This is a genomic window from Collinsella sp. AF31-11 (assembly GCF_003475605.1).
Taxonomy (GTDB): domain Bacteria; phylum Actinomycetota; class Coriobacteriia; order Coriobacteriales; family Coriobacteriaceae; genus Collinsella.
In genome coordinates this window covers 1-24377 of the sequence record NZ_QRQS01000012.1, presented here as the reverse complement: position 1 = coordinate 24377, position 24377 = coordinate 1, and the positions used below count along the sequence as shown (strand labels likewise).

The 24377-nt window shown below is 60.4% G+C and carries 18 protein-coding genes; 15 read left to right on the top strand and 3 right to left on the bottom strand.

The window, feature by feature from the left end:
- Positions 1–74 precede the first annotated feature (74 nt).
- The 4 genes from DWZ22_RS08335 (at position 75) to nifJ (ending at position 7773) form a co-directional block, all read left to right on the top strand.
- Positions 75–986, top strand: a complete 912-nt coding sequence (locus DWZ22_RS08335; RefSeq protein ID WP_118405892.1) for a hypothetical protein — start codon at positions 75–77, stop codon at positions 984–986.
- Positions 983–2827, top strand: a complete 1845-nt coding sequence (locus DWZ22_RS08330) for a hypothetical protein (RefSeq protein WP_118405891.1) — start codon at positions 983–985, stop codon at positions 2825–2827. The genes DWZ22_RS08335 and DWZ22_RS08330 overlap by 4 nt, the downstream gene beginning before the upstream one ends.
- A gap of 3 nt (positions 2828–2830) precedes the next feature.
- Positions 2831–3769: an FHA domain-containing protein gene (locus tag DWZ22_RS08325; protein WP_117648550.1), complete on the top strand. Its 939-nt coding sequence runs from the start codon at positions 2831–2833 to the stop codon at positions 3767–3769.
- A 464-nt stretch (positions 3770–4233) separates the two neighbouring features.
- Positions 4234–7773 carry a pyruvate:ferredoxin (flavodoxin) oxidoreductase gene (nifJ, locus tag DWZ22_RS08320; RefSeq protein WP_118405890.1) on the top strand — a complete coding sequence of 1180 codons (3540 nt, stop codon included), beginning with the start codon at positions 4234–4236 and terminating at the stop codon, positions 7771–7773.
- A 573-nt stretch (positions 7774–8346) separates the two neighbouring features.
- On the opposite strand, the gene DWZ22_RS08315 is transcribed toward nifJ, so the two are convergent.
- On the bottom strand, positions 8347–8871 hold the full coding sequence (locus DWZ22_RS08315; RefSeq protein WP_118405889.1) for a hypothetical protein: 525 nt from the start codon (positions 8869–8871) through the stop codon (positions 8347–8349).
- A 2-nt stretch (positions 8872–8873) separates the two neighbouring features.
- A complete protein-coding gene (locus DWZ22_RS08310) occupies positions 8874–9290 on the bottom strand; it encodes a DUF3830 family protein (protein ID WP_118405888.1) in 417 nt (138 codons plus the stop codon).
- A 605-nt stretch (positions 9291–9895) separates the two neighbouring features.
- Here DWZ22_RS08310 and arcC point away from each other — a divergent pair.
- A complete protein-coding gene (arcC, locus tag DWZ22_RS08305) occupies positions 9896–10858 on the top strand; it encodes a carbamate kinase (protein WP_117735415.1) in 963 nt (320 codons plus the stop codon).
- 349 nt (positions 10859–11207) lie between these two features.
- Here arcC and DWZ22_RS10500 read toward each other — a convergent pair whose 3' ends face one another.
- Entirely contained in the window at positions 11208–12209 is a 1002-nt protein-coding gene (locus DWZ22_RS10500; RefSeq protein ID WP_233541718.1) for a C39 family peptidase, read from the bottom strand.
- A gap of 355 nt (positions 12210–12564) precedes the next feature.
- Here DWZ22_RS10500 and DWZ22_RS08295 point away from each other — a divergent pair, with 355 nt between their 5' ends.
- From DWZ22_RS08295 to DWZ22_RS08250, 10 genes are all read left to right on the top strand, one after another.
- Entirely contained in the window at positions 12565–14016 is a 1452-nt protein-coding gene (locus DWZ22_RS08295) for an APC family permease (protein ID WP_118405887.1), read from the top strand.
- Between the two features lie 131 nt (positions 14017–14147).
- Positions 14148–15425 (top strand): amidohydrolase family protein, encoded by a 1278-nt coding sequence (locus DWZ22_RS08290; RefSeq protein WP_118405886.1) that lies wholly within the window; start codon positions 14148–14150, stop codon positions 15423–15425.
- A gap of 117 nt (positions 15426–15542) precedes the next feature.
- Positions 15543–16928 carry a sensor histidine kinase gene (locus tag DWZ22_RS08285; protein WP_233546478.1) on the top strand — a complete coding sequence of 462 codons (1386 nt, stop codon included), beginning with the start codon at positions 15543–15545 and terminating at the stop codon, positions 16926–16928.
- 36 nt (positions 16929–16964) lie between these two features.
- Positions 16965–17699, top strand: a complete 735-nt coding sequence (locus DWZ22_RS08280; protein ID WP_118405884.1) for a LytTR family DNA-binding domain-containing protein — start codon at positions 16965–16967, stop codon at positions 17697–17699.
- Between the two features lie 92 nt (positions 17700–17791).
- Entirely contained in the window at positions 17792–18736 is a 945-nt protein-coding gene (locus tag DWZ22_RS08275; protein ID WP_117877545.1) for a zinc dependent phospholipase C family protein, read from the top strand.
- Positions 18737–18837: 101 nt separating this feature from the next.
- The gene (locus DWZ22_RS08270; protein WP_117794034.1) at positions 18838–20097 is read left to right on the top strand and encodes an MFS transporter; all 1260 of its coding nucleotides are present in this window, start codon (positions 18838–18840) and stop codon (positions 20095–20097) included.
- Positions 20098–20268: 171 nt separating this feature from the next.
- Complete coding sequence (locus tag DWZ22_RS08265) at positions 20269–21456, top strand: glycosyltransferase (protein ID WP_117743936.1); 1188 nt, start codon at positions 20269–20271, stop codon at positions 21454–21456.
- On the top strand, positions 21453–22796 hold the full coding sequence (locus DWZ22_RS08260) for a histidine kinase (protein WP_117735423.1): 1344 nt from the start codon (positions 21453–21455) through the stop codon (positions 22794–22796). Before DWZ22_RS08265 ends, DWZ22_RS08260 begins: the two co-directional genes overlap by 4 nt.
- Before the next feature lie 72 nt (positions 22797–22868).
- Positions 22869–23585: a LytTR family DNA-binding domain-containing protein gene (locus DWZ22_RS08255; RefSeq protein ID WP_006235156.1), complete on the top strand. Its 717-nt coding sequence runs from the start codon at positions 22869–22871 to the stop codon at positions 23583–23585.
- 94 nt (positions 23586–23679) lie between these two features.
- Complete coding sequence (locus DWZ22_RS08250; RefSeq protein ID WP_118405883.1) at positions 23680–24147, top strand: YfcE family phosphodiesterase; 468 nt, start codon at positions 23680–23682, stop codon at positions 24145–24147.
- Positions 24148–24377: the final 230 nt, after the last annotated feature.

The following is a 24377-nucleotide window of genomic DNA, read 5'->3' as shown; positions in this document are numbered from 1 at the left end:
CGCTGATACACTCAAATATGGATTCGAATGAATGCGCCGCTCCCGAGCGGCGTGTTTTTGTTGGAGGAGAACGCATGCGGCCCGGTGGCACTCAGACAAAGCGCGGCGCCGCGGTGCGCATGCGACGCCGACTGGGCTTGGCGCCGCGGGCGTACGCACTGCTGTCTTGCTCGCTGGTGCTGGTCATAGCTGGCGTTTCTGTCTATGGCATGACCGTGCCGTCCATGATGCAGGCGCATGCCGCACGCGAACCGCGCGTGGGGCATGAGGTCAAAAGTGACCTGGGCACCACGACTGGATATGCTTGGACAAGTGTGGTCGCGCATATTGTGTTTGGCACCGACGACGCGAACGGCGCCGAGGCCCCAGACAACGAAGTCACGCTTGCCAATGGCAAAACCATCGTGCTCACCAACACCAACACCAAGATCATCGATCGGTTGTCCAACAATAGCGTGGCGGCAACGGTGAGTAAGGTCGAACAGCAGAAGGAGCAGGACGCCCAGCAGTCCGGAAAGCCCGGTAGCTCGGATACTTCTGGCTCCGGCTCGGATTCGTCGAGTTCGGGCGGCGGCTCAGGATCGGGTTCCTCTGCCGGAGGGTCTGGAAACGGCGGCTCGACGGGCGGCAACACTGACAACGATGCAAACTCCGGTGGCCTTTCCGCTGCTGAGGAAGAGAGCATTCACAGTTGGCTTGTGACCAAGTACAACATGCTCGACGGCTATGTTTCTCGTGCCAATGACGTGGTCTCGACCTATAACTCTACGGGAGATCCCAGGCCGTGCGACAGCCTGGTCGGGGAGATGTTTGTCATTCGAGCCGAGTTCGGTCGTCAGACATTCTCGCCCCGGTCAAAGTGGTATCAGCAGTACGCCAATCTGTGGGGCTGTTACACCAACCTATGTCAATGGGTCGGCCATTACGGCGATGATGACGTCGCGCTCGGTAACTTCAACAATAACGTGGCGGCGCTTGCCCTATGATGACCGATCTTGCATCCACCACACCACAATCGCTCGGTCGCGATCCCATGGTCGGCCTGCGCTTGGCGCGTGTCGACGGTTTTGAGCCGGCCATTGCGCTCGGTCAGGACGAACTGCCTGCCTATCTGCGTCGTTTTACGATGCTGTTTGCCGACGATGCCACCATGCGCCGTGGCGGTATCGGCCGCGTGACGCGTGCCGTCAACGCCCAAGGCGAGGCCGTGGCGCTCAAGCAGCTCATCTTGCCGACGCGCGATGAGTTTGACGACGATGCTACTCACGAGGCGCTGGTCGCCAAGTTCAAGGCGGCGTTTCGCGAGGAATACGAATGCCATCGTGCCCTTTCGGGCCTTAAGGGCTTTCCCCGCCTCTATGGCTGGGGCGAGGTCGACGGTGTGCCTGCAATTGTCATGGAATGGGTCGAGGGCGAGACGCTCGCCCGCTTGCGTTCGCGACTCGCCGTGGACGATGCCGGACGCCTGTCGCCGCTTGTGGCGGCGCGTTTGGGCCGCGACCTGTTCGATCTGCTCTGCCGTATGAGCCTGGTGGGTGAGGGCTTTGTCCATCGCGATATCTCGCCCGCTAATATTATGGTGCGTACGGCGCGTCTACCGCTTGATCGGCAGCTTGCCGAGGGCACCTTTGACCTGTGCCTGATCGACTTTGGCTCATCGCTGGCGCTTGAGCCTGCGTCGGCCGTGGCTGGTACCGGCGGCAAGGCATCCTTTACCGAGCGCTATGCCACGCTGCGTCGCGCGACGGTTGCCTATGCCCCGCCCGAGATGCTCACCGACGATATTCCCGACCTGCGCGCTTTGCGTATGTCGCCGGCGATCGACGTCTATGCCGCGGCAAGCACGGTTTACGAGCTTATTGCCGGCGTCGCGCCATACGGAGCCGCGCCGAGCACTTCGGGCGCCTCGGGTTCGCGCAAAAAGACGCGCGACATCGCCAGCCCCTACCGTCTCAAGATGGACACGCGGCCCGACTATCCCATTGGTGCCCATGCGCCCGGTTGCGATTTGACTCAGCTGCTTCGTCGTGAGCCCGATGTGGCGCTCGCCGCGGCCGAGCAGGCCCAGCAACTGGGGCTTGAGCCGGATTCCGAGGAGCTACGCGATGCGCTGGCGTTTGTCGATGCCCAGCTGTTCTACGTGGTGATGGCCTGTCTGTCCAGCTCTCAAAAAGATCGTCCCGAGCCGGCGGCGGTCGAGGCGGCACTCTCGGCGTTTTGTGACCACTATGCGCAAAATGTCGGTCGTTCGCTCCGTGGCGAGCCGCTCACGCCGTGCCCCATGGATGCGTCCGGCCGCGCGGTTCGTCGCGCGCTGATGGTCGGCGCGGCGGTCGTCTGCGGCGTGGTTTGGGCTGTGGTCGTGGTTTCGGCCGCGCTGCTGGCATCGGGCGCTCGCGTGACGGCGACTTTGGGATCGCTCGTGTGGTCTGGGTCGCTACCGGGTATTATTGCCGCACTGGCGTTGGCGCTGCCAGGCATAGCCGGCGTTGCCGCGGGGGCACTTGCGCGCGATCGGCGCTCGGGGTTCCTGCAGGGTGTGCTTGCGCTTTCTGCCTGCGAGGTTCCGGTATTGGCTGTGGCTGCATGTAGCGTTTTTTCTCAACGCGACGTGATGGGCGGCCTTGTTGCCGCTCTGATTGCAACCTATACACTTACGTGGTTTTTGCTTGCGATGGGCTTTGCCTTTGAACTTCCCGTTTCGGCACCGCGACGCACAAAAGCCCAGATGGCGACTCCGCTTGCTGGTGGCGCCGCAGCTGCCCGCACTTTTGGCGGACCTGTCGAAGTATCGTCCGATTCTATTTCTACGACCAAGGAGGACTAGGTTATGGCATCTCAAGTTGAGCTCACCCCATGCGGCGCCATGTTTGATATCTTTAAGCGCGCGGCGCATCTGAGCCATATCGAGCTGTGTGGCTTGGTGCTTTCGTCCCGTCCGCTCGCCGACGGCCGCAGCCCGCAGAGCCGAGCCGCCGATCGCTCTTGGGTTTCCCGCTTTATCGTTCGCGCGCCGGTCGGCACGCTTCAGCAGCGCTACTTTGCCGAATACGGTACCTCGGCTGCGCGTATTATGTCGCAACTGGCCCTGCGCCAGCGCAATCCCATGGACTCCACGGCTGTAATCAATATGGTGTGCGGTCCTGCAGGTGAACCGATGGTACGTGCGCTCGAAGAGTGCCACCAGGACACGAATCTCTATCGCAACGCGCTCGATCGCCTGTCCCAGGCGGCGGAACTCATGCCCGCCGAGCGCGCCGAGGCCGTGCTGGTGCTGTTTGTCGCCGTCGGTTGTTCGGCGGATGTGCGGTCCTCGGTGAACTATGCCATCGACTACGCGCACGCGACCTGTGGCGGAGGCACATCCACGCCGCGTTCGCTTGGCATGTCGATGACCGCGGGCGAACGTGAACCCGCCCCGGCGCACCCTTTGGGCTTGCTGCGCATACAAAACAGTTTTGTCGTGAGTGCCCCGCGCTGGATTCAGCCGAGTGAGCAGGGTGTTGAGATTGGCGCGCTGGCCACTGGTGAGGGCGATATTACCGACGTCGGCGACGATGTCTCGGCCCGCCATGCCCATATCTGGTGCGATGCTCAAAATATCTGGCACGTCGAGGACTTGTCGTCCACCAACGGAACCGTGGTGGTAAACGGGGCCACGCGTGTCTGCATTCAGGTCGAGCCCGGTCGTTCCGCCCAACTCAATCCCGGCGACGAGCTCAAGCTCGGCGAATCCACTACCTACGCCATCCTCTTCGGTGCCCTCTAGCCGGCAGATAGGGACGCTCCTTTTCTGCCGGCACTTGGGGACACTCCTTGGCGCGCCAGAGCCAGTCGCCCGGGGATGGAGGGGCCATTTTGGCCCTTGACGGTCACCCAAGGTAAACCTTTACCGCCCACCTATTACCGCCCACCTATATTTGACGAAATATAGCTTGGCGGCGGGGTACAATAAACCCGCATGCGGATTTCCGTTGCGGGCGCTTCCCATCGCCGGGGCGTGCCCGGGAGCATCCGGCATGCGGCCTTTGCAGCGCTCGGTCATGTGCAAGACGGGCGGTCGAGTCTGTGGGGTGCATCAGCTGCCCCTCGCCTCGGCATGCCTTCTCTCCACGCCATGTACCTGCTGCTCAGTCTGCCTGCCAGATGATGGAAGCAACAGCGAAAATCCCATCACGCCAACATCCCGGCGATCGCCGGGGCCTGTATACCTATATGAGAGGAGAGGGGTATATGGCGCGTAAGTTTAAGTCTATGGACGGCAACGAGGCGGCCGCATATGTTTCGTATGCGTACACCGAGGTAGCGGGAATCTATCCCATTACGCCGTCCAGCCCGATGGCCGACCATGTCGACCAGTGGGCGGCCCAGGGTCGCAAGAACATCTTCGGCACCCCGGTCAAGGTCGTCGAGATGGAGTCCGAGGCAGGTGCAGCCGGTACCGTTCACGGTTCGCTGGGTGCCGGTGCTCTGACCACCACCTACACGGCTTCTCAGGGTCTGCTCCTGATGATCCCGAACATGTACAAGATCGCGGGCGAGCAGCTCCCGGGCGTCTTCCACGTCTCCGCGCGTTGCGTCGCTTCCCACGCCCTGAACATTTTTGGCGATCACTCCGACGTCATGGCCTGTCGTCAGACCGGTTTCGCCATGCTCGCCGAGGGCAACGTCCAGGAGGTCATGGACCTCTCGCCGGTGGCTCACCTTGCCGCCATCGAGGGTAAGACCCCGTTCCTTAACTTCTTTGACGGTTTCCGCACCAGCCACGAGATCCAGAAGGTTGCCATGTGGGACTACAAGGATCTGGCCGAGATGTGCGACATGGACGCCGTCCAGGCTTTCCGCGACCACGCGCTCAACCCTGAGCACCCGCACACCCGCGGCAGCCACGAGAACGGCGATATCTTCTTCCAGAACCGCGAGGCCTGCAACAAGGTCTACGACGAGCTCCCTGCCGTCGTCGAGGGCTACATGAAGAAGATCAACGAGAAGCTCGGCACCGATTACGGCCTGTTCAACTACTACGGCGCTCCCGATGCTGACCGCGTCGTCGTCTGCATGGGCTCCTTCTGCGACGTGCTCGAGGAAGTCATCGACTACCTCAACGCTCACGGCGAGAAGGTTGGCCTGGTCAAGGTTCGCCTGTTCCGTCCGTTCTCCATCAAGCACTTCGTCGACGTTCTCCCCGAGACCGTCCAGAAGATCGCCGTCATGGACCGCACCAAGGAGCCGGGTTCCATCGGCGAGCCGCTCTACCAGGACGTCGTCTCCGCTCTCTACGAGGCTGGCAAGACGGGCATCAAGGTCGTCGGCGGCCGTTACGGCCTGGGCAGCAAGGACACGCCTCCCGCGTCCGCATTTGCTGTCTTTGAGGAGCTCAAGAAGGACGAGCCCAAGCGCGAGTTCACCATCGGCATTGTCGACGACGCGACCAACCTGAGCCTGCCTGAGGCCGAGGATGCGCCCAACACCGCAGCCCCCGGCACCATCGAGTGCAAGTTCTGGGGTCTGGGTGGCGACGGTACCGTCGGCGCCAACAAGAACTCGATCAAGATCATCGGCGACCACACCGACAAATACGTCCAGGCCTACTTCCAGTACGACTCCAAGAAGACCGGCGGCGTCACCGTCTCGCACCTGCGCTTTGGTGATTCCCCGATCCGTTCGCCGTACTACGTGACCAAGGCCGACTTTGTCGCCTGCCATAACCCCAGCTACATCGTCAAGGGCTTCAAGATGGTCCGCGACGTCAAGCCGGGTGGCACCTTCCTGGTCAACTGCCAGTGGAGCGACGAGGAGTTCGCCGAGCACATGCCCGCCGTGGCCAAGCGCTACATCGCGAACAACAACGTCAACGTCTACCTGATCGACGCTATCGACCTGGCGGCCAAGGTCGGTATGGGCAAGCGCACCAACACGGTGCTCCAGTCCGCCTTCTTCGCGCTGGCCAAGGTCCTGCCCGCCGAGGACGCCCTGCAGTACATGAAGGACGCGGCTACCAAGTCCTACATGAAGAAGGGCCAGGCCATCGTCGACGCCAACCATAAGGCCATCGATGCTGGCGCTACCGCCTTCCGTAAGTTCGAGGTTCCGGCCGACTGGGCTACCGCCGAGGATGCCGCTCCCGTCGAGCTCTCCGAGGAGACCAAGTCCGCCATCGCTCAGCAGGTCAAGAACCTGCTCGAGCCCATCGATCGCATGGATGGCGACAGCCTGCCCGTTTCCGCCTTTGTCGATTGCGCCGACGGCCAGTTTGAGCTGGGCGCCTCCGCATACGAGAAGCGCGGCGTCGCCGTGGTCGTTCCCCACTGGGACGAGACCAAGTGCATCCAGTGCAACCAGTGCGCCTATGTGTGCCCGCATGCCACCATCCGTCCGTTCGCGATGACCGAGGACGAGGCTGCCGCCGCGCCCGAGGCTACCCGCACGCTCGACGCTATGGGCCCCAAGGCCAAGGGCATGAAGTTCACCATGGCCGTGTCCCCGCTCGACTGCATGGGCTGCACCAACTGCGTCAAGGTCTGCCCCAAGGGCGCCCTCGAGATGGCTCCCACCGAGCAGGAGATGGACCAGCAGCCCGTTTGGGACTACATGGTCGAGAACGTCTCCGAGAAGAAGGAGCTCATCGCGGCCAACGTCAAGGGCAGCCAGTTTAAGCAGCCTTACCTGGAGTTCTCCGGCTCCTGCGCCGGCTGCGCCGAGACCGCCTATGCACGTCTGGTGACCCAGGTCGCCGGCGACCGCATGTTCATCTCCAACGCCACCGGCTGCTCCTCCATTTGGGGCAACCCCGCTGCCACCGCTCCTTACTGCAAGGACAAGGACGGTCACGGCCCGGCGTGGAACAACTCCCTGTTCGAGGACAATGCCGAGCACGGTCTGGGCATGGCTGTCGGTTACGAGGCCGTCCAGAACAAGCTGATCGCCGCCACCCAGGACATCATCGCTGCCGATGGTCCGTCCGACGAGCTCAAGGCCGCCGGCCAGGCTTGGATCGACTCCGTCAACGACGCCGAGGCTTCCAAGACCGCTGCCGTTGCCTACGTTGCCGAGCTCGAGAAGTGCGGCTGCGACGCTTCCAAGGCGATCCTCGCCGACAAGGCTTACCTCACCAAGAAGTCCTTCTGGATCTTCGGCGGCGACGGCTGGGCCTACGACATCGGCTTCGGTGGCCTGGACCACGTCCTGGCTTCCGGCCACAATGTCAACGTCTTCGTCTTCGATACCGAGGTCTACTCCAACACCGGTGGTCAGGCCTCCAAGGCCTCGAACCTGGGCCAGGTCGCTCAGTTCGCCGCTGCCGGTAAGGTGACCAAGAAGAAGTCTCTGGCCGAGATTGCCATGAGCTACGGCTACGTCTACGTGGCACAGGTTGCCATGGGCGCCAACCCGGCTCAGACCCTCAAGGCCATCCATGAGGCCGAGGCCTACGACGGCCCGTCCCTCATCATCGGCTACAGCCCCTGCGAGATGCACTCCATCAAGAAGGGCGGCATGCAGAACTGCCAGGCCGAGATGAAGAAGGCTGTCGAGTGCGGTTACTGGAACCTCTTCCGCTTCAACCCCGAGGCTGCTGCCGGCAAGAAGTTCTCGCTCGATTCCAAGGAGCCCGCGGGCGGTTATCAGGAGTTCCTGATGAACGAGGCCCGTTACGCTTCGCTGACGCGTTCCTTCCCCGAGCGCGCCGAGGAGCTCTTCAAGGAGAACGAGCAGGCCGCCATGGATCGCTACCAGCACCTGCTGAAGCTCAAGACGGTGTACAACGAGGCCTAGGTCTCTCACCGCAGGATCTGAGGGCTGACCTTCGCGGACGTCCTCGGACATGAAAGAACCCCCGCTGCGCACTTCGTGCGGCGGGGGTTCTTTCGTCCTGCGGAATGTCCGCGAAGGGCAGCCCTCAGATCCTGCTACGACTACGTCCTCGGATTGTGGGGCTGAACGGGGGGCGTGGTTGGCAGGGCCTTTTGTCCCGGTTGCTGTTTCGCGGCATTGCCGCGAAACCACGCGCTTCTCTGGGTATAGAGGGGGAGCTGATAACAAGCAACGCTTTATTGGAGTTGTTTTGCCAGTTCAAAAGCCCATCAATGATCTTACTGGGTGGCATTAAAACTCCTAAATGACAAAAATTGGTAGATAGGATTGCCCCTATAAGTACAAAATTGGCAGTTAGAAATGACCCAAATCATACAGAAATTGGCAGATAGCGAAGATTCGCTTAGGTCTCAAAGCCATCGAGCCGGCGCGGTGCCATGCAAAAAGGCTGGGGACGCTGTTGCTTGCGTCTCCAGCCTCTTGATTACTACTTTGGGCCCCGTGATGGGGTGTGGTTGGTGCTGCTAGTCCGGTTTACCTTGTCTCGCCGGTTTCGGTGCGCAGACGGTAGCCGTGGACCAGGTCGCTGATGGCCGGCCAGGGAATCTGGCGATCGACCCAAAATTGCAGCTGGACTAGATAGCGCTCGGTGGCGCGGGTGAGGGCGGCAAACTGCTCATGGGTCTCGACCTGGGCGTAGAGGTCGCGGCTGCGGGCGAGGATGGCGGTCGTGTCGTCCATCTTGCCGGTGACGTCGAAGGCACCCGAGAACCAGTCGCACAGGCGCGCGGCGCTGTTGTTGAGGGTGGCCAAGTCGGCGGTGTCGCCGTTGACGTTCTCGGCTGCCTGGGCGCGCAGGAGCGAAAGGGCGTCGGCAGCGTTCATGCAGTAGCCGACGGTAAAGTTCCATACTGCGAACTCGCGGCCAGTGTCGAGCTTGCGGCGACGCATATAGTCGATATCGCGCGGCTCCTCAAGCATCATTTGGTCGGCAAGGGCTTCTAGCGAAGTGGTGTACTCTGCAAGGTCGAGTACAAGCAGGGTGTCGATATTCATCATCTTTAGGCCTCCGCTTCGATCTCGACGATTTCGTTTTTGATGCACATGCCCTGATTGTCCCAAATGTTGCGACAAGCGGTGGCAAAGCGCTCGCGGTCGGCCTCGCAGATGCGGGCAAACATGTTGCAGGTGCCAAAAGGCTCGCAAACATCAAAGAAGATACAGACCGAAGACCAGCCGCCGTACCAGCTCACCGCACCCGCCGGCTCGTTAAAGACGGGATTCTCGATGTGCTCGTAGTTGGCGATGGGGCCCGATACGGGATAGGTCACCTCGGTATCGCAAATCTTTGCCGAGAAGATGCACGACTCGACCGGACAGGACGCTTCGAACAATCTGCATGCTTCGGGCGCTTTGTCCCAGAGCATGTCGGCGAGAAACGTCTCACCATTCAGCGTAATCTTGAGCATTTTTGTCATAGTAAGGACCTCCTCAATCCGTCGCTCAAGGGGCTCGCTGGCGGATAAAGGAGAAGACAGCCACGGGGTCGCCGAACCCAAACTTCACGACAGATGCCTGCCGCCCCAGCCCGTGCTGTACTTGGCTAAAGTATCACGCCTTGGGAGCCGAAGCAATATCCCCGTTTAGATTTTTTTTGGACGCTTGGGCACAGCGCAACTTGTTCACAGTCGCTTACCGCAGGGTGAAGCACGATCGACTATCCTTTCTGTTGGATGAAAAGCCCCATGTTTTTGCAGGGGTGCATACTCGTCTCATTTATGTATAGAATCGCGTATAGTGCGAGTAAGATATTGCGCTGTCCGTTTTGTGTTTAGCAAAGATATAGTTTGCATAATCTGCTCTAATCTCTGCTCTATTTAAATAAAGTTGCACGTAAATGGCTTAGATATGCCTGAGCTGGGCTTCTTTACGCTGAGCGGGTAAAAACGACCGTTCGCCGCTCCACTATTTTCAAAATGAATAAAATGAGCGATAAAGAGAATATAAACCTTAATAAACTCGCGTATCGCACGGACACGGGTTATTAATGGGTTGTAGGCCTTTTACAGAAAGGATTCCAGCAATGTCTAAGCCTCTTGGCAAGCCCGATCGTATTGTCGTCGCCCTCGGCGGCAACGCCCTCGGCAACAACCCCGTCGAGCAGATCGAGGCCGTGAGCAACACCGCCCACGCTCTCCTCGGTCTTATCGAGCAGGGCAACGAGATCATCATCACCCACGGCAACGGCCCGCAGGTCGGCATGATCCAGAACGCCTTCGCCGCTGCCCACGACGCCATCGGCACCCCCGAGATGCCGCTGCCCGAGTGCGGCGCCATGTCCCAGGGCTACATCGGCTACCACCTGCAGCAGGGCATCGGCCGCGAGATGCACAAGCGCTACAAGCGTTGGCACGCCGCCACCGTCGTCACCCAGATCGAGTGCGATCCCGACGATCCCGCGTTCAAGAACCCGACCAAGCCGATCGGCCCGTTCTACACCGAGGAGCAGGCCAAGGAGTTCATGGCCGAGGACCCCTCCAAGGTCTTCGTCGAGGATTCCGGCCGCGGCTGGCGTCGCGTCGTCGCCTCCCCCGATCCCAAGAAGATCGTCGAGGCTGACTCCATCCTCAACCTGCTCGACAACGAGTTCATCGTCATCGCCTGCGGTGGCGGCGGCATCCCCGTCGTCCGCGACTACGAGAACAAGGGCTGCTACAAGGGCGTTCCCGCCGTCATCGACAAGGACCTGGGCGGCGAGCTGCTGGCCGAGGACTGCGACGCCGACGTCCTGTTCCTGCTGACCGCCGTCGAGCATGTCGCCATCAACTTCGGCAAGCCCGACCAGGAGGAGCTCGAGGACCTCACCGCCGACGAGGCCGAGCGCCTGGCCGACGAGGGCCAGTTCGGCAAGGGTTCCATGGAGCCCAAGGTCCGCGCCGCCATCAAGTTCGCCCGCTCCCGCAAGGGCCGCACCTGCATTATCGGCGCCCTGGACAAGGCCGCTGAGACCATGGCCGGCCTCTCCGGTACCCGCATCCACGAGTAGTCTCTACTCTGTTGCCTCTCTCGTGGGCGCCAGGCAAAGCGCCCACAAACTACCTCTCTTCATGAGCCCTGCAGTCCGCTCCGACTGCGGGGCTTTCGCTATTCACCTAGTCATTGGGGACAAACCCGGCACTTGGGGACGGTCCTTTCCTGCCGGCAGCTTGGGGCTGGTCATTGGGGACAGACTTAAATGAGTACAAGCAGTTCGGGATGGCCCTTTTCGTCTGCTCTCGGCCGGCGTCCGTAAGACTGTCCCCAACGACCACTCATTTAAGTCTGTCCCCAATGAGTGCGTAAGACTGTCCCCAACGCCCACTCATTTAAGTCTGTCCCCAATGAGTGCCCAATGACTAGTAGTAGGCCCACATGGCTTCGACTTCGTTGAGGACTTCTACGACGCCCCAGCGACGGGCGCTGCGGCTGGCCGAGTTGGGGTCGTAGACGCCAATCTGATTGGCATTGTCGATGCCGTAGAGCACGATGTAGTGGCCTACGTTGGTAAACGTACCGGGGCGCACTGCGGCGATAACGGGCGCACCCGAGTGAAGTGCTTGGGTAATCGATTCACGATCGTTATAGAGCTGTGTTCCGTTGAGTCCCAGCTGCCACGCACCGCCTGTCATAAACGACCACTCGGTGGCACCAGTGGGGGCGTAGTTGCCGGCTTCGGCCAGCGCGCATATATCGACCGGCGTCTTATCGGTGTGGCCGGTCTTAAAGATATAGACCATGGTGAGGCAAGTGGGACCGCAAGCGTTTTCGCGGATAGTGCCACCGGCATAGGACAGCTCCGACCATGCGGGGTCAATTTGGTAGATGTGGGGCATGGTACCGGCCTGCCATTGCGAGCGTGGGGTCGAGAACGCAAAGGAGTAACCGGGCGCGACGGGAGCTTTAAGCAGCTTGTCCTCGGCAGTGGGCTCAAGACCGGCTGATCCGTGGGAGATACAGGATCCCAAAAACACAAAGACGAGGCAGGCGGCAATGGAGCAAAGCGCAAGGCGTAGGCGGCGGGCCGGAAGCACGTGGCTTGTGGTATGCGACGCGGGGTGAGGGGCGGAATTGCCGCGATCGCGTTGAGGTCGCGAAAAGGAGCGTTTAACGTAGTAGTCGGTCTTACGGCGATCGTAGCGGCGCGGCTGCGATATGTCGGTCTGGCGTTGGCGTGTGCTCGTACTCACGCGGTCTGACTGCTGCACGGTACGGCTTTGTTGCCGAGAAGAAGCCCCGGGCTGCTCTTGGGGGCGCTGCTGGTTGCCGTTGTCGGAGGTGCTTCTGGGCGTTGGCGTGGTGCGGCCGGCAAGGCGCACGCTTTGTGGCCGTTGGTCGCCGTCATTGTATCCGTATACCATTCGAATCACCTTGCCTCGTGTGTAACTTGTCTATCCTACATAAAAAGATGCACGACACATGGGTATGTGCGCCAAAAGCCTGACAAATGGTATGAACGTTGCCGCGCCGCGCGCCAAGCGTCACGGCAACAGGTATCCAAAAGCAGACAAGATGAAAGCGTCCAGGACGAATGACGTCTCCCGCCGTTCGTCCCAAAAACGGCGCCGCTCGTTTTGCAGTTCTGCCTTCGGTCGAGCCATAAGCGGCAGCGTGGCGCCGAGGCCGTATCTTAAAGCCACGAAATAAAAGCGCGCGGTCGAACAGGCCGCGCAAGGGGTGACGCCAGGGGGCGTCAAAAAGGAAAGGAGGGGAACAATGGCGGACAAGAACGCGGAAGTTGCAGTCGAGGACAACGGCGGCATGAAGAAAACGCTTTCGCTCTGGAACTTCTTTACCATCGGTTTCGGTGCCATCATCGGTACCGGTTGGGTTCTGCAGGTCGGCGACTGGATGGTCGTGGGCGGCGGTCCCGTTCCCGCTATGATTGCATTCCTCTTGGGCGCAATCTTCCTCGTGCCCGTCGGAGCTGTTTTCGGTGAGCTCACGGCTGCTATCCCCATTTCGGGCGGCATCGTCGAGTATGTCGATCGTAGCTTTGGCCGTACGATGAGCTACATCACCGGCTGGCTCCTGGCCCTGGGCAACGGCATCCTGTGCCCGTGGGAGGCCATCGCCATCTCGACCCTCGTGTCCGAGATGTTCGGCAGCCTGCCCGGCCTTGAGTGGCTGCGCGCCGTCAAGCTCTACACCATCCTGGGCGCCGACGTTTACCTGTTCCCGACGCTGATCGCGCTCGGCTTTGCAGCCTACGTCATCTTCCTCAACTTCCGCGGTGCCAGCTCGGCCGCCAAGCTGCAGGCCTTCCTGACCAAGGCCCTGCTCTGCGGCATGCTGCTCGCCATGGGCGTCTCGCTGTTCACCGGCTCGCCGGACAACGCCATGCCCGTGTTCTCCCAGGTCACCGGTGCTGGCGGCGGCAAGCCCGCTACCGAGGGCACCAGCCTGTTCGCAGGCATCGTTTCGGTCCTGGTTCTGACCCCGTTCTTCTACGCCGGCTTCGACACCATTCCTCAGCAGGCTGAGGAAGCAGCCGAGGGCCTCAACTGGAACAAGTTCGGCAAGATCATCTCCTTGGCTCTGCTGGCCGCCGGCGGCTTCTACATGGTCTGCATCTACTCGTTCGGCACCATCCTCGACTGGCATGAGTTTGTTAAGAGCCCGGTTCCCGCGCTTGCCTGCCTCAAGGGCATCAACATGCTCCTGTACCTGGCCATGCTCGTCATCGCCACGCTTGGGCCCATGGGCCCGATGAACTCCTTCTACGGCGCCACGAGCCGCATCATGCTCGCCATGGGCCGCAAGGGCCAGCTGCCCGAGAAGTTCGCCGAGGTCGATCCCAAGTCCGGCGCTCCCAAGCTCGCCTGCGTCGTTCTGGGCGTCATCACCGTCGTCGGTCCGTTCCTGGGCAAGAACATGCTCATCCCTCTGACCAACGTGTCGGCTCTCGCCTTCATCTTCTCCTGCGGCATGGTCGCCCTCGCTTGCCTGCGCATGCGCTTCACCGAGCCCGACCTGCCTCGTCCCTACGAGGTGCCCGGCGGCAAGTTTGGCATCAGCCTCGCTATCGTTGCCTGCGGCACCATCATTGGCCTGCTCGTGATCCCGTTCTCTCCCGCCTCCCTCAACATGGTGGAGTGGAGCATCGTGATCGGCTGGCTGGCTGTTGGCCTGGCCCTCATGGCCTTCACCAATTCCCGCAAAAAATAACGCCTAGCCGGGACGGATCGGGTGTGCGGGGCCCTCTCTCCTGCGCACCGAACCCGGCACCACTTGGGTAGTTTTGTGAGGCCTTAACCCAACGCGGCCTCGCCCACTATATGGATCCATAAGGAGGAACCATGTCCACTAAGTATGCAATCGTTGGCGGCAAGCTCATCGACGGTACCGGTGCCGAGCCGGTCGAGAACTCCCTCGTTCTCGTCGACGACAATGGCAAGATCGAGTACGCCGGTGTCATGCAGGACCTTCCCGAGGGCGTTGAGGTTATCGACGCCGCCGGCAAGACCGTCCTTCCCGGCCTGATCGACACCCACCTGCACTTCTCGGGCAACCTGACCGACGATGACACCGACTGGGTCATGCAGCCGCTCCTCGAGAAGCAGGCCGTCGCCGTCAAGCAGGCCTACGACTGCCTCACCCACGGCCTCACCACCGTCTGCGAGATCGGCCGCTTTGGTATCCAGATCCGTGACTGCATCGACAAGGGCGTCTTCAAGGGCCCGCGCGTTCTGGCAACCGGCCTTGGCTTCTGCCGCGTTGCCGGCCACGGCGACTCCCACCACTGCAGCCAGGAGCTCAACAAGGAATCGCACCCCTGGGGCGATCAGGTCGACGGTCCTTGGGATCTGCGTAAGGCCGTCCGCCGTCGCCTGCGCGAGAACCCCGATGCCATCAAGATCTGGGCTACCGGTGGCGGCATCTGGCGCTGGGACTCCGGCCGCGACCAGCACTACTGCTCCGAGGAGATTCAGGCCGTGGTCGAAGAGGCCAAGATGGTCGGCATCCCCGTGTGGAGCCACTGCTACAACAACCACGCCGCTGCCTACGATTCCGTCCGCTTTGGCTGCGAGCAGCTGATCCACGGCTTCGATATCGATGAGCGCACCATGGACCTCATGGCCGAGCAGGGCACCTTCTTCACCCCGACGATCGCCTTCCTGCCCACTTGGTACGCCACCTATCCGCCCGTCTACGTCCCCGAGCTGCACGACAAGTACGAGGGCACCCTGGTCGAGAAGGAACTGCAGCGCAACTACGACTGCCTGCGCGAGGCCAAGAAGCGCGGCGTCGTCATGACGATCGGCTCCGACTCCTTCTCCTTCGTCACCCCGTACGGCACCTGCTCCATCGAGGAGATGTACGAGTTCGTCGACAAGATCGGCTTCACCCCGGTCGAGACCATCACCTGTGCCACCCTCAACGGTGCCAAGATGTGCCACATCGAGGACGAGACCGGTTCCATCGAGGCCGGCAAGTGCGCCGACCTGCTGGTCGTCAACGGTGACGTCGCCGCCGACATCCACGTGCTCAACACCGACAACATGGACGTCATTATGAAGGACGGCTGGATTGTCGAGGCCGGTACCTTCGGCGAGGGTAACAAGTACAGCGCCTAAGCTACCGTTCATCGATGGCTGGATGTAAAACACAGTTTTTGATTGCATAATGCAATGGAGAGGGTCGCTTGCGGCCCTCTTTATTGCTATGGGCGCGGTAGATAAAAGGGGATGACGGTGGACTTAAACAGGCTGATTCTAGGCAAGAGCTACAACTCGACCAAGGTCTTTCGTACGGCCCAGCATGTGGTTCAGGCCATCTTGCTCGGTTTTGTCGTTCCGGCGCTTATCCTGTTGCTTATCTGGGATTTGACCGATAATCCCAACCCCGTCCCGGGCGTTGTCGTCATTGCCGGCTTGGTCATGCTGTGCTTCTTCTTTTCATATGTCTTTGTGGTCCCCGACGACCTCACGTCGAGCGCAACCGACCGTACGCTCGCCATCGCATCAAAAATATTCGCCTACACGTCGCGCGGCCTTACGCCCGAAGCGGCCCTGGGCGCCTCTAAGATCATCCTGTCCGAGACCATCGCCTCTGCCATCTGCTTTACCGACGGCAAACAGGTGTTGGCAAGCTGGGGCGAGGACTCGGCAAAGTGCCCTGCCGGCACCCCGGTGGTGCTGCGGACTACGCTCAACGTGATCAACAGCGGTGAGCAAAGCGTGTTTTCGCGCGATGCCTCGACCGAGGCGGGTGGCTACTTTCCGCGCCTGCGCGCTGGTATTGTCGCACCGCTCACCGTGCGTGGGCATTGCGTGGGCACGCTCGAGCTGTATTATCCCCGTCTGAGCAGCATCGATATGCGCCAGACGGCGCTTGCCTCGGGCTTTGCCGACCTCATTTCCACGCAGCTCGCGAGCTTTGAGCTCGAGCGCCAGGACGAGCTCACGGCCCGTGTGGAGCTGCGCGCCTTGCAATCGCAGGTCGATCCTCATTTTCTGTTTAACACCATCAGCACCATCGTGTCGCTCGTGCGTACCGAGCCGGACAAGGCCAGGTCGCTGCTCATCGACTTTTCCAATTACTACCGTCAGACACTGTCCGATTCCGATACCCTTACAACGCTCGAGCACGAGGTGGAACAGGGCACTCGCTATATCAATCTTATGCAGGCTCGTTATGGCGACGGCCGTCTGCGCGTCTCGGTCGATATCGACTTTGAGGTGCGCGATTGCATGGTGCCACCGTTTATCTTGCAGCCGTTGCTCGAAAACTGCATCAAGCATGCGCAGCGCGAGACCGAGCCGCTTTCTATCCATGTTAGGGCTTTCGAGACCGATGACGGCTTGGAGATCAGCGTCGAAGATGACGGCATCGGTATGAGCGAAGAAGTCTGCGCGCATCTGTTTGAGCAGCATCGCCGAGAGGGGCCCGAGAGCATTACCGCCGACGGCTCCGTCAAGCGAGGTTGCGGCTTGGCGCTCTTCAACGTGCTTCAGCGCATCCATTTCTTTTACGGAGAAGATTCCGGCATGCGCGTGAAGTCCCAGGAGGGCGTGGGAACGCAGGTCATCGTTGAGTTGAACGGCGAACCGCATGAGCCGGCGCCGCTGACGGTGTAGCACGCGGTTGGATTGAGAGAAAAAGAGGGAGCGCATATGTCCGAAGGCTGGAACATCTTGGTGGTTGATGACGAGCCTCCTATTAGGGCGGAGCTACGCTATCTGCTGGAAAAGGATGCGCGTGTGGGCCAGATTGCCGAGGCAGGCAATGTCACCGAGGCCGTGGAGTCGATTCTGTCGAACAAGCCCGACGTGCTGTTTTTGGATATCACGATGCCCGGCCGCTCGGGAATTGAGCTTGCCGAGACGCTGCAGAACCTAAAAACGCCGCCGGTCGTGGTGTTTGTGACGGCATTTGCCGAGTATGCGGCCGATGCCTATAACCTCGATGCCGTCGATTACGTCGTCAAGCCGGTCGAGGATGCCCGCTTGTCAAAGGCGCTCGACAAGATTGAGGCAGCCTTGGGTGCCCGTCGTGTTATCCACGCTCCGTGCCAGCCTTTGCGTCTGACGGTGGACCGCGGGGGCAAAAAGGTGTTCATTCCCGCCGCAGACGTCTGCTACTTTGAGGCGCGCGCCGATTTTTGCAACGCCATCTGCGCCGAGGGAACGTACCTGATCAATGAGTCGATCTCTTCGCTCGAACGTCGCTTGGGCTCCGAGGGCTTTATTCGCGTTCATCGCAGCTATCTGGTCAATTTGGAAGACGTGCACAATGTTGAGATTGGCTCCACGGGGTTGATGGAGCTCAGGCTCGACCGCGTGAGCTCGACGGTGCCGGTGTCCCGTCGTCGTGCCGCCGAGGTCAAGTCGCACCTGGGGCTTGCGTAAGAGGCTTGCGTGCCGTCGTTTACCATCGCAGGTTTGGTATGGGCGCGCGGTGGGCATAATGGGTGGCATCGAATGAAATCGAAAGGATCATTATGCCCGCGCTTATCACCCATCATCTGTTTGGCGAGGAAAGCATCGACCGTCTTCCGCAGGGCGTCATAACGTCCGATGAAGAGCGCATTGCCTTTATCTTGGGCAACCAAGGCCCCGACCCGTTTTTCTTTCACATTCTGACACCGCGTGTTTCCGACTGCACGCTGCTGGCGCAGGTCATGCATCGGTCGCGCATGTCTCGCCAGTTCGCGTGCCTGCGCGACGGCGTGTCGCATCTGCTGCCGCGCGACGCCAGCTTGGGTCGCGCCTTTGCGCTGGGCCTGCTGTCTCATTACGTGCTCGACCGCAACGCCCATCCCTTTGTCTATGAGCAGCAGTTTGGCATCGTGGAGTCCGATTCAGAGCTTGAGGATTCGAGCAGTCAGGTCCATGCCGTGATCGAAAGCGACCTGGATGTACTGATGCTGCAGCTTAAACGCGATGGCGCTACGGTCGACGATTACCCGCCGGCGGGCGAGATCGTTACCACCGACCGTATCAATCGCGTTGCCGGCGTGCTGATGAGCTATGTTGCCGGACGCGTGTACGGCATTGACATTCCGGCGGGGGAGTACGGTGCCGCCGTTGCCAATATGCAGCGACTTTACCGCGCGATTGAGCCGGCCGGCTCCGTAAAGACGCGCGCGATCTCGTTGGTTGAGGGCTTGGTGCACGACTACTCGCTGCTCGACGGCCTTGCCCATCGCGTGACGACGGAGCTGCCCGAGCGCACCGGTAACCTGGGCCATCTGACATGGAAGAATCCCTTTACCGATAAGGTCTCGAATGAGAGTTTCCCCGAGGTCTTTGATCGCGCGCTGGTCGATTACGAGTGCACGGTCGCGCGTTTTATCGAGACCGGCGACATGGAGGCCGTGACCAGTCACGTCAACTACAGCGGTCGCGTGCTCAATGTCGATGAGGAGTTCGACCGCGAGGAATAAGGCCCATGCGTGCCCCTTTGCCGAATCCTTACCGGTGCTTCTGGACAATTGGGGTACGATGAATTAACTGCATATCGGGCGAATACGAAGGGTCCCTGTCCATGAAATACACCAAGCTCGAGCGTAACTGGGTCATGTACGATGTGGGAAACTCGGCCCTCGTGCTGCTCAATACCTCGGTGGTGCCCATTTACTTTAACGCCATCAATACCGGCGCTTCCTCGGCCGACCTGGTGGTCGCCTGGGGCAATGCGCAGACGATCGCCTCACTGGTCATCGCCATGCTCATGCCCATTCTGGGCGCGCTTGCCGATTACGCCGGCAACAAGATCAAGTTCTTCTTGGGCTTCTTCCTGACGGGTCTCGTGCTTTGCTTTGCACAGGCTATCCCGATGTCCGCCATGGCGTTTTTGACCGTCTATGTGCTGTGCACCATCGGTCTCAACTCGTCTATGACGTTCTACGACGCCATGTTGCCCGATGTCACCACCGATGAGCGCATGGACGCCGTGTCGAGTTCGGGCTTCGCTTGGGGTTACATCGGTTCCACCGTGCCGTTCATCATCTGCCTGGCGCTCATTATGGGCGGTCCGGCCCTTGGCGTCCCCACCATGTTGGCCACGCGCCTGTCGTTTATTATCACCGGCGCCTGGTGGCTCATCTTTACCTTGCCGCTCATCCGCACCTATAAGCAAAAATACGGTCGCGAGCGCAAGCCCGAAGACACCATCGGCCACATTGTGGGCGGCGTGTTCTCCGAGGTCGGACACACCATGCGCGAGATCGCCCACAACAAGACCGTGCTGGTCTACATGATCGCGTTCTTCTTCTATATCGATGGCGTGCACACGGTCATCTCCATGGCAACCAGCTACGGATCGGCCTTGGGCATCGATTCGACCCAGTTGGTCCTGGCGCTGCTCGTCACGCAGTTTGTGGCTTTCCCGTCCGCCATCATCTACGGCAAGCTCGCCGGCCGCGTGGGCACGCTCAACATGATCTTGGTGGCAGTCGCCGCCTATATGGGCATCGTGCTCTTTGCCGCATTCTTCCTCAAGACCGCCTTTGAGTTTTGGGTGCTTGCCATTTTGGTCGGCCTGTTCCAGGGCGGCGTGCAGGCGCTCAGCCGCAGCTACTTTGGCCGCATTATTCCCAAGGAAAAGTCCAACGAGTACTACGGCTTCTTTGATATCTTTGGCCGCTATGCAAGTGTTATGGGCACCTTCTTGGTGTCGGTCGTCACCTCGCTGACCGGCAACCCCTCGCTGGGCGTCCTGTCTATCGGCGTGCTGCTGGTGGTGGGCTTTGCGCTGCTGGTCCGTCTGTCCCGCATGTCTCAAACGGCAGAGCAGGCCGCATAGGAACTTGCCGGTAATTGCGTCCGCCGCGATACTCTTTTGGGGTTATCCGCAATAAACATTCTGACTTTCGAACAATGATTAGCCCAAGTGGGTATGATGGAGTCAGCTAGGTCGCGGGGCGTCGCCTGTGTTTGGCGGCGTCCCGTTTTTGTGTTGCAGGGAGGGTAAGGCATGAACGCCACGGTCGTGATTCCAACGTATTGGGCGGGCGATGACGCTCGCGCAAACGCCCCTGGCACCTATGACCATTCGACACGACTCAACGCCGACAATCCCGAACTCGACCGCTGCCTGGCCTCGCTTGAACAGGTGCGCGACATCCCGCGCATCATCCTTTTGGTGGTCTGTCCCGTTTCTGCCACAGCCGATGTGTCGCTGCGCGTGCACGAGATTGTCGACGCGCATCCCACGCTCAAGGTCACCGTTGTCACCAACACCCAGGCCTCGCGCATCGCAGACCGGGTTGCTCAGATCGCGCCCAAGGGTTCGGGCGAGTGCGTGAGTCTGCGAGGCTACGGCGCCATCCGCAACATGGGGCTGGCCTGTGCCGCTGTGCTGGGGCATGACGCGGTTATCTTTTTGGATGACGATGAGACTGTCATCGATGCCGACTTTATGAAGCGCGCGACCTACGCGCTGGGTCAGCAGACGCGTCAGGGCCTGCCGATCTTGGTCAAGAGCGGCTATTTCTACGATCGCGACGGATCGCCGCTGGCTCCCACGGACAAGGCGGGCATCTGCCATCGTTGGTGGACCAAGCGCATCGAGTTCAACCGTTGGATGAAAAAGGCGCTCTCGGGCACCCGCATCTCGCGCTCCAACTACGTGTGCGGCGGCCTGATGGCCCTGCACGCCCGCGCCTTTACGCGTGTGGCCTTTGATCCGTTTATCACCCGCGGCGAGGACTTGGATTACCTCTTTAACATGCGCATGTTTGGCTACGACGTGTGGTTCGATAACGAGTGGACCGTGCGTCATCTGCCTCCAGAGTCCGAAAAGCGCTCACCGCGCTTTATGCAGGATGTATACCGTTGGTACTACGAACGGGCCAAGTTGACGTTCGCCGCGCATCAAAAGGAGCTCATTCCTGTTACGGCGGCATCGCTCATGCCCTACCCGGGCCCGTGGATTTCGCGCGAGCTCGACGACCGCGTGCGCAAGACCGCTATGGTCCGCAGCGTGTTTACCCGCGAGCATGAGGGCTACCTGCGCATCTGGCGCCATGGTATCGACGAGGCAAAGGCCTATGCGCGCCAAAACGCTGCAAGCTACCTGCGTTTCCAGAGCTTTTGGCCAAAGATCATGGACGGGCTTTGGCGTGACGCACAACTGATCAGTATCCTGGAGGGGGCCGAATGATCGACCGCCGCGCCCAGCGCGATAGTTCATTATCAATCTTTCGCATCATTGCCGTTGCCTGCGCCATTTGCGTGCTGATGTACTTTATTTTTGCCCTGGTGACCGGCATCGAGCCGATCGCCACGGTGATTGCCTGCGCGCTGCTGTGCATCTTTCTGTGCATCTTTATCTTTTTGACGCTCAATCCCGATTCGGTGCGCTCGCAGTACACCGAAGAGACGCTCTCGGTGGCCTCGGCCATGCTCGAGGACATTAAGGGCGGTCTGACGCAGGAGTCGGCGCGTTTGGTGTGCCAGCGCATTTTGCCCGAGACGCGCGCCATGACGGTGGCCATCACCGACGAGGAAAACGTGCTTGCCTGCGCGGGCGAGTTTGAGGAAAAACTATTGCCAGATTCTCCCATCCACACGCTTGCAACGCGCTACGTTATCGAACATGGCATCGTGCAGTCGTTCAACCGTATGGTGGATGTCGTGGGTTCGGACGGCTCGCACAACCAAGTCCCCGCCGGCATTATCGCTCCCATCAAGGTGGGCGATCGTACCGTCGGCACGCTCAAGTTCTACTACAAGACCCCGCGCGCCGTCGACCGTACTCAGTACGCGCTTGCCTCGGGCTTTGCCGAGATCTTGTCCACGCAGCTCGCCATCCACGAGCTCGAGGTGCAAAAGGAACTCACGGCGCGCGCCGAGGTGCGTGCGCTGCAGGCACAGATTAACCCGCACTTCCTGTTCAACACGCTGAACACCATTGCATCGTTTACGCGCACCGACCCGTTGCGGGCCCGCGAACTGCTTCGTGAGTTCTCATCGTTCTATCGCGCCACGCTCGACAACTCGGGATCGCTTATTCCGGTCTCGCGCGAGGTCGCACAGACCAAGCGCTACCTTACCTTTGAGAAGGCCCGCTTTGGCGAGGACCGCGTGCTTGCAACGTTCGATGTGTCCGAGGACGTGGAAGATACGCTGGTGCCGGCGTTCGTGATTCAGCCGATTGTCGAGAACGCCGTGCGTCATGGTATGGGCGATGACGGCGCCCTGAGGATCGACGTGACCGTTCACCAAGACGGCGAGGATGCAATCTTGATTGCCGTTGCTGATAACGGCGTGGGCATGGATGAGGGTACCGCCGCCAGACTGTTTGACGAGCGCTCTGCCCGTCCCGACGCCAGCTCTCCCCAGGGCGGCGGCGCCGGTGTGGCCATGCACAATATTTCGGAGCGCATCCATCGCTTTTATGGGCCACACTCCTATACGCGTGTCGAATCGGCGCCGGGCAAGGGCACCAAAGTGCTTCTTCATCTTGATTTGTCAGAGAGCATCTTTGACATTCAAGAGTAAAATAAAAGGCTACGGGCTCAACGTCATGCGACGGATGCCCGGCGTAGTTAGTTGACGAAAGGTTTTATCCCTATGCTGCGTGCGATGATTGTGGATGATGAGGCGCCGGCTCGCTCGGAGCTTCGCTTCTTGCTCGAGCAAACGGGCAAGATCGGCACGATCACGGAGGCGTCGAGCGTCCGCTCCGCCATCGAGATGCTTATGGAAAGTCGCGTGGATGTCGTGTTTCTCGATATCTCGATGCCCGGTGCCTCGGGCCTGCAACTTGCCGAGGCGCTGCATAAGCTCAAAAATCCGCCGGCGATCGTGTTTGTGACTGCGTATAGCGACCATGCGGTCGAGGCATTCGACGTGGATGCTGTCGATTATCTGATGAAGCCGGTCGAGGAAGCTCGCTTGGATCGCGCGATCGAGAAGGTCATGCAACGCGCTAAGCCGGTTACGGACAGCAAGGTGACCATCGAGCGTATCCCGGTGGAAAAGGGCGGCCGCAAGGTGCTCATTCCCGTGGACGACATTCGCTTTATCATGGCCAAGGACGATTACTCCTGCATCTATACCGTCGATGATCGCTTTTTGTCGACGACCTCGCTGGCGCAGTTTGAGGCCAAGCTCTGCGACTTTGGCTTCTTCCGTGTTCACCGCCGCTATATCGTCAACTTGGCGTGCGTTACCGACGTTGAGACGGTGCCCTCGGGCGCCATCCAGCTGGGCATTACGGGCGTCGACGAACGCGTGCCGGTTTCGCGCCGCCGCGTCGTGCCGCTCAAGAAGGCTCTGAGTCTCTAGCACACTGGCCCCGCGGCCCTGTGGACCTATCGTCTGCGGAGCCGGGGGGCCTTTTTGTATGTATCTGCCAAATCGTTTTTGCGGAAGGGATCCCATGAACAGTGCAAGCGCCAAGCGTATCGACATCATCTCGGACACCCACGGCTATCTTTCGCCCGCGCTCTTAGACGAGCTTAAAGGTGCGGATTTGATTATCCATGCCGGCGACCTTACGTCGGAGATGGACTACGAGCATCTATGCACCATCGCCCCTGTGCGGGCCGTACTGGGCAACAACGATTATTACCGCGACTACGGCCCCGATGTGGATCGCCTGGCGCTCTTTACCTACGAAGGCCTCAAATTCGCTGTAGCCCACTACCGCGAAGACCTCCCGGTGGGATCCGTAGACGTAGCCATCAACGGCCACACCCACGTAACCAAAGAAGCCCAAGTGGGCCGTTGCTTGGTCCTCAACCCGGGCAGCGCCAGCTACCCCAGAGGTACCCGAGGTCCCACTATTGCCAGAATGCTCGTCAACGACGGCCAAATCATAAGCACCAAGTTTATTGACCTAGAGTAACCGCAACAAAAACGGGGGATGCAGATCGCATCTCCCGTTTTTTTATGAGCCAAAGGTCAAAGTTCAACAAGATTCATCAGACCAACCCCGCCGAGGAGCACGCGGGCTAGCCGCGCAGCGGCGCACACCCGCAAAACTGGTTGAATAATGTGACGGCAGGGAGGGTCCCCGGGGCTGAGGGCGGGGGTTAAGTTTGTCGCGAGTTCCGCACGCAAAGGAAAGCACTTAAT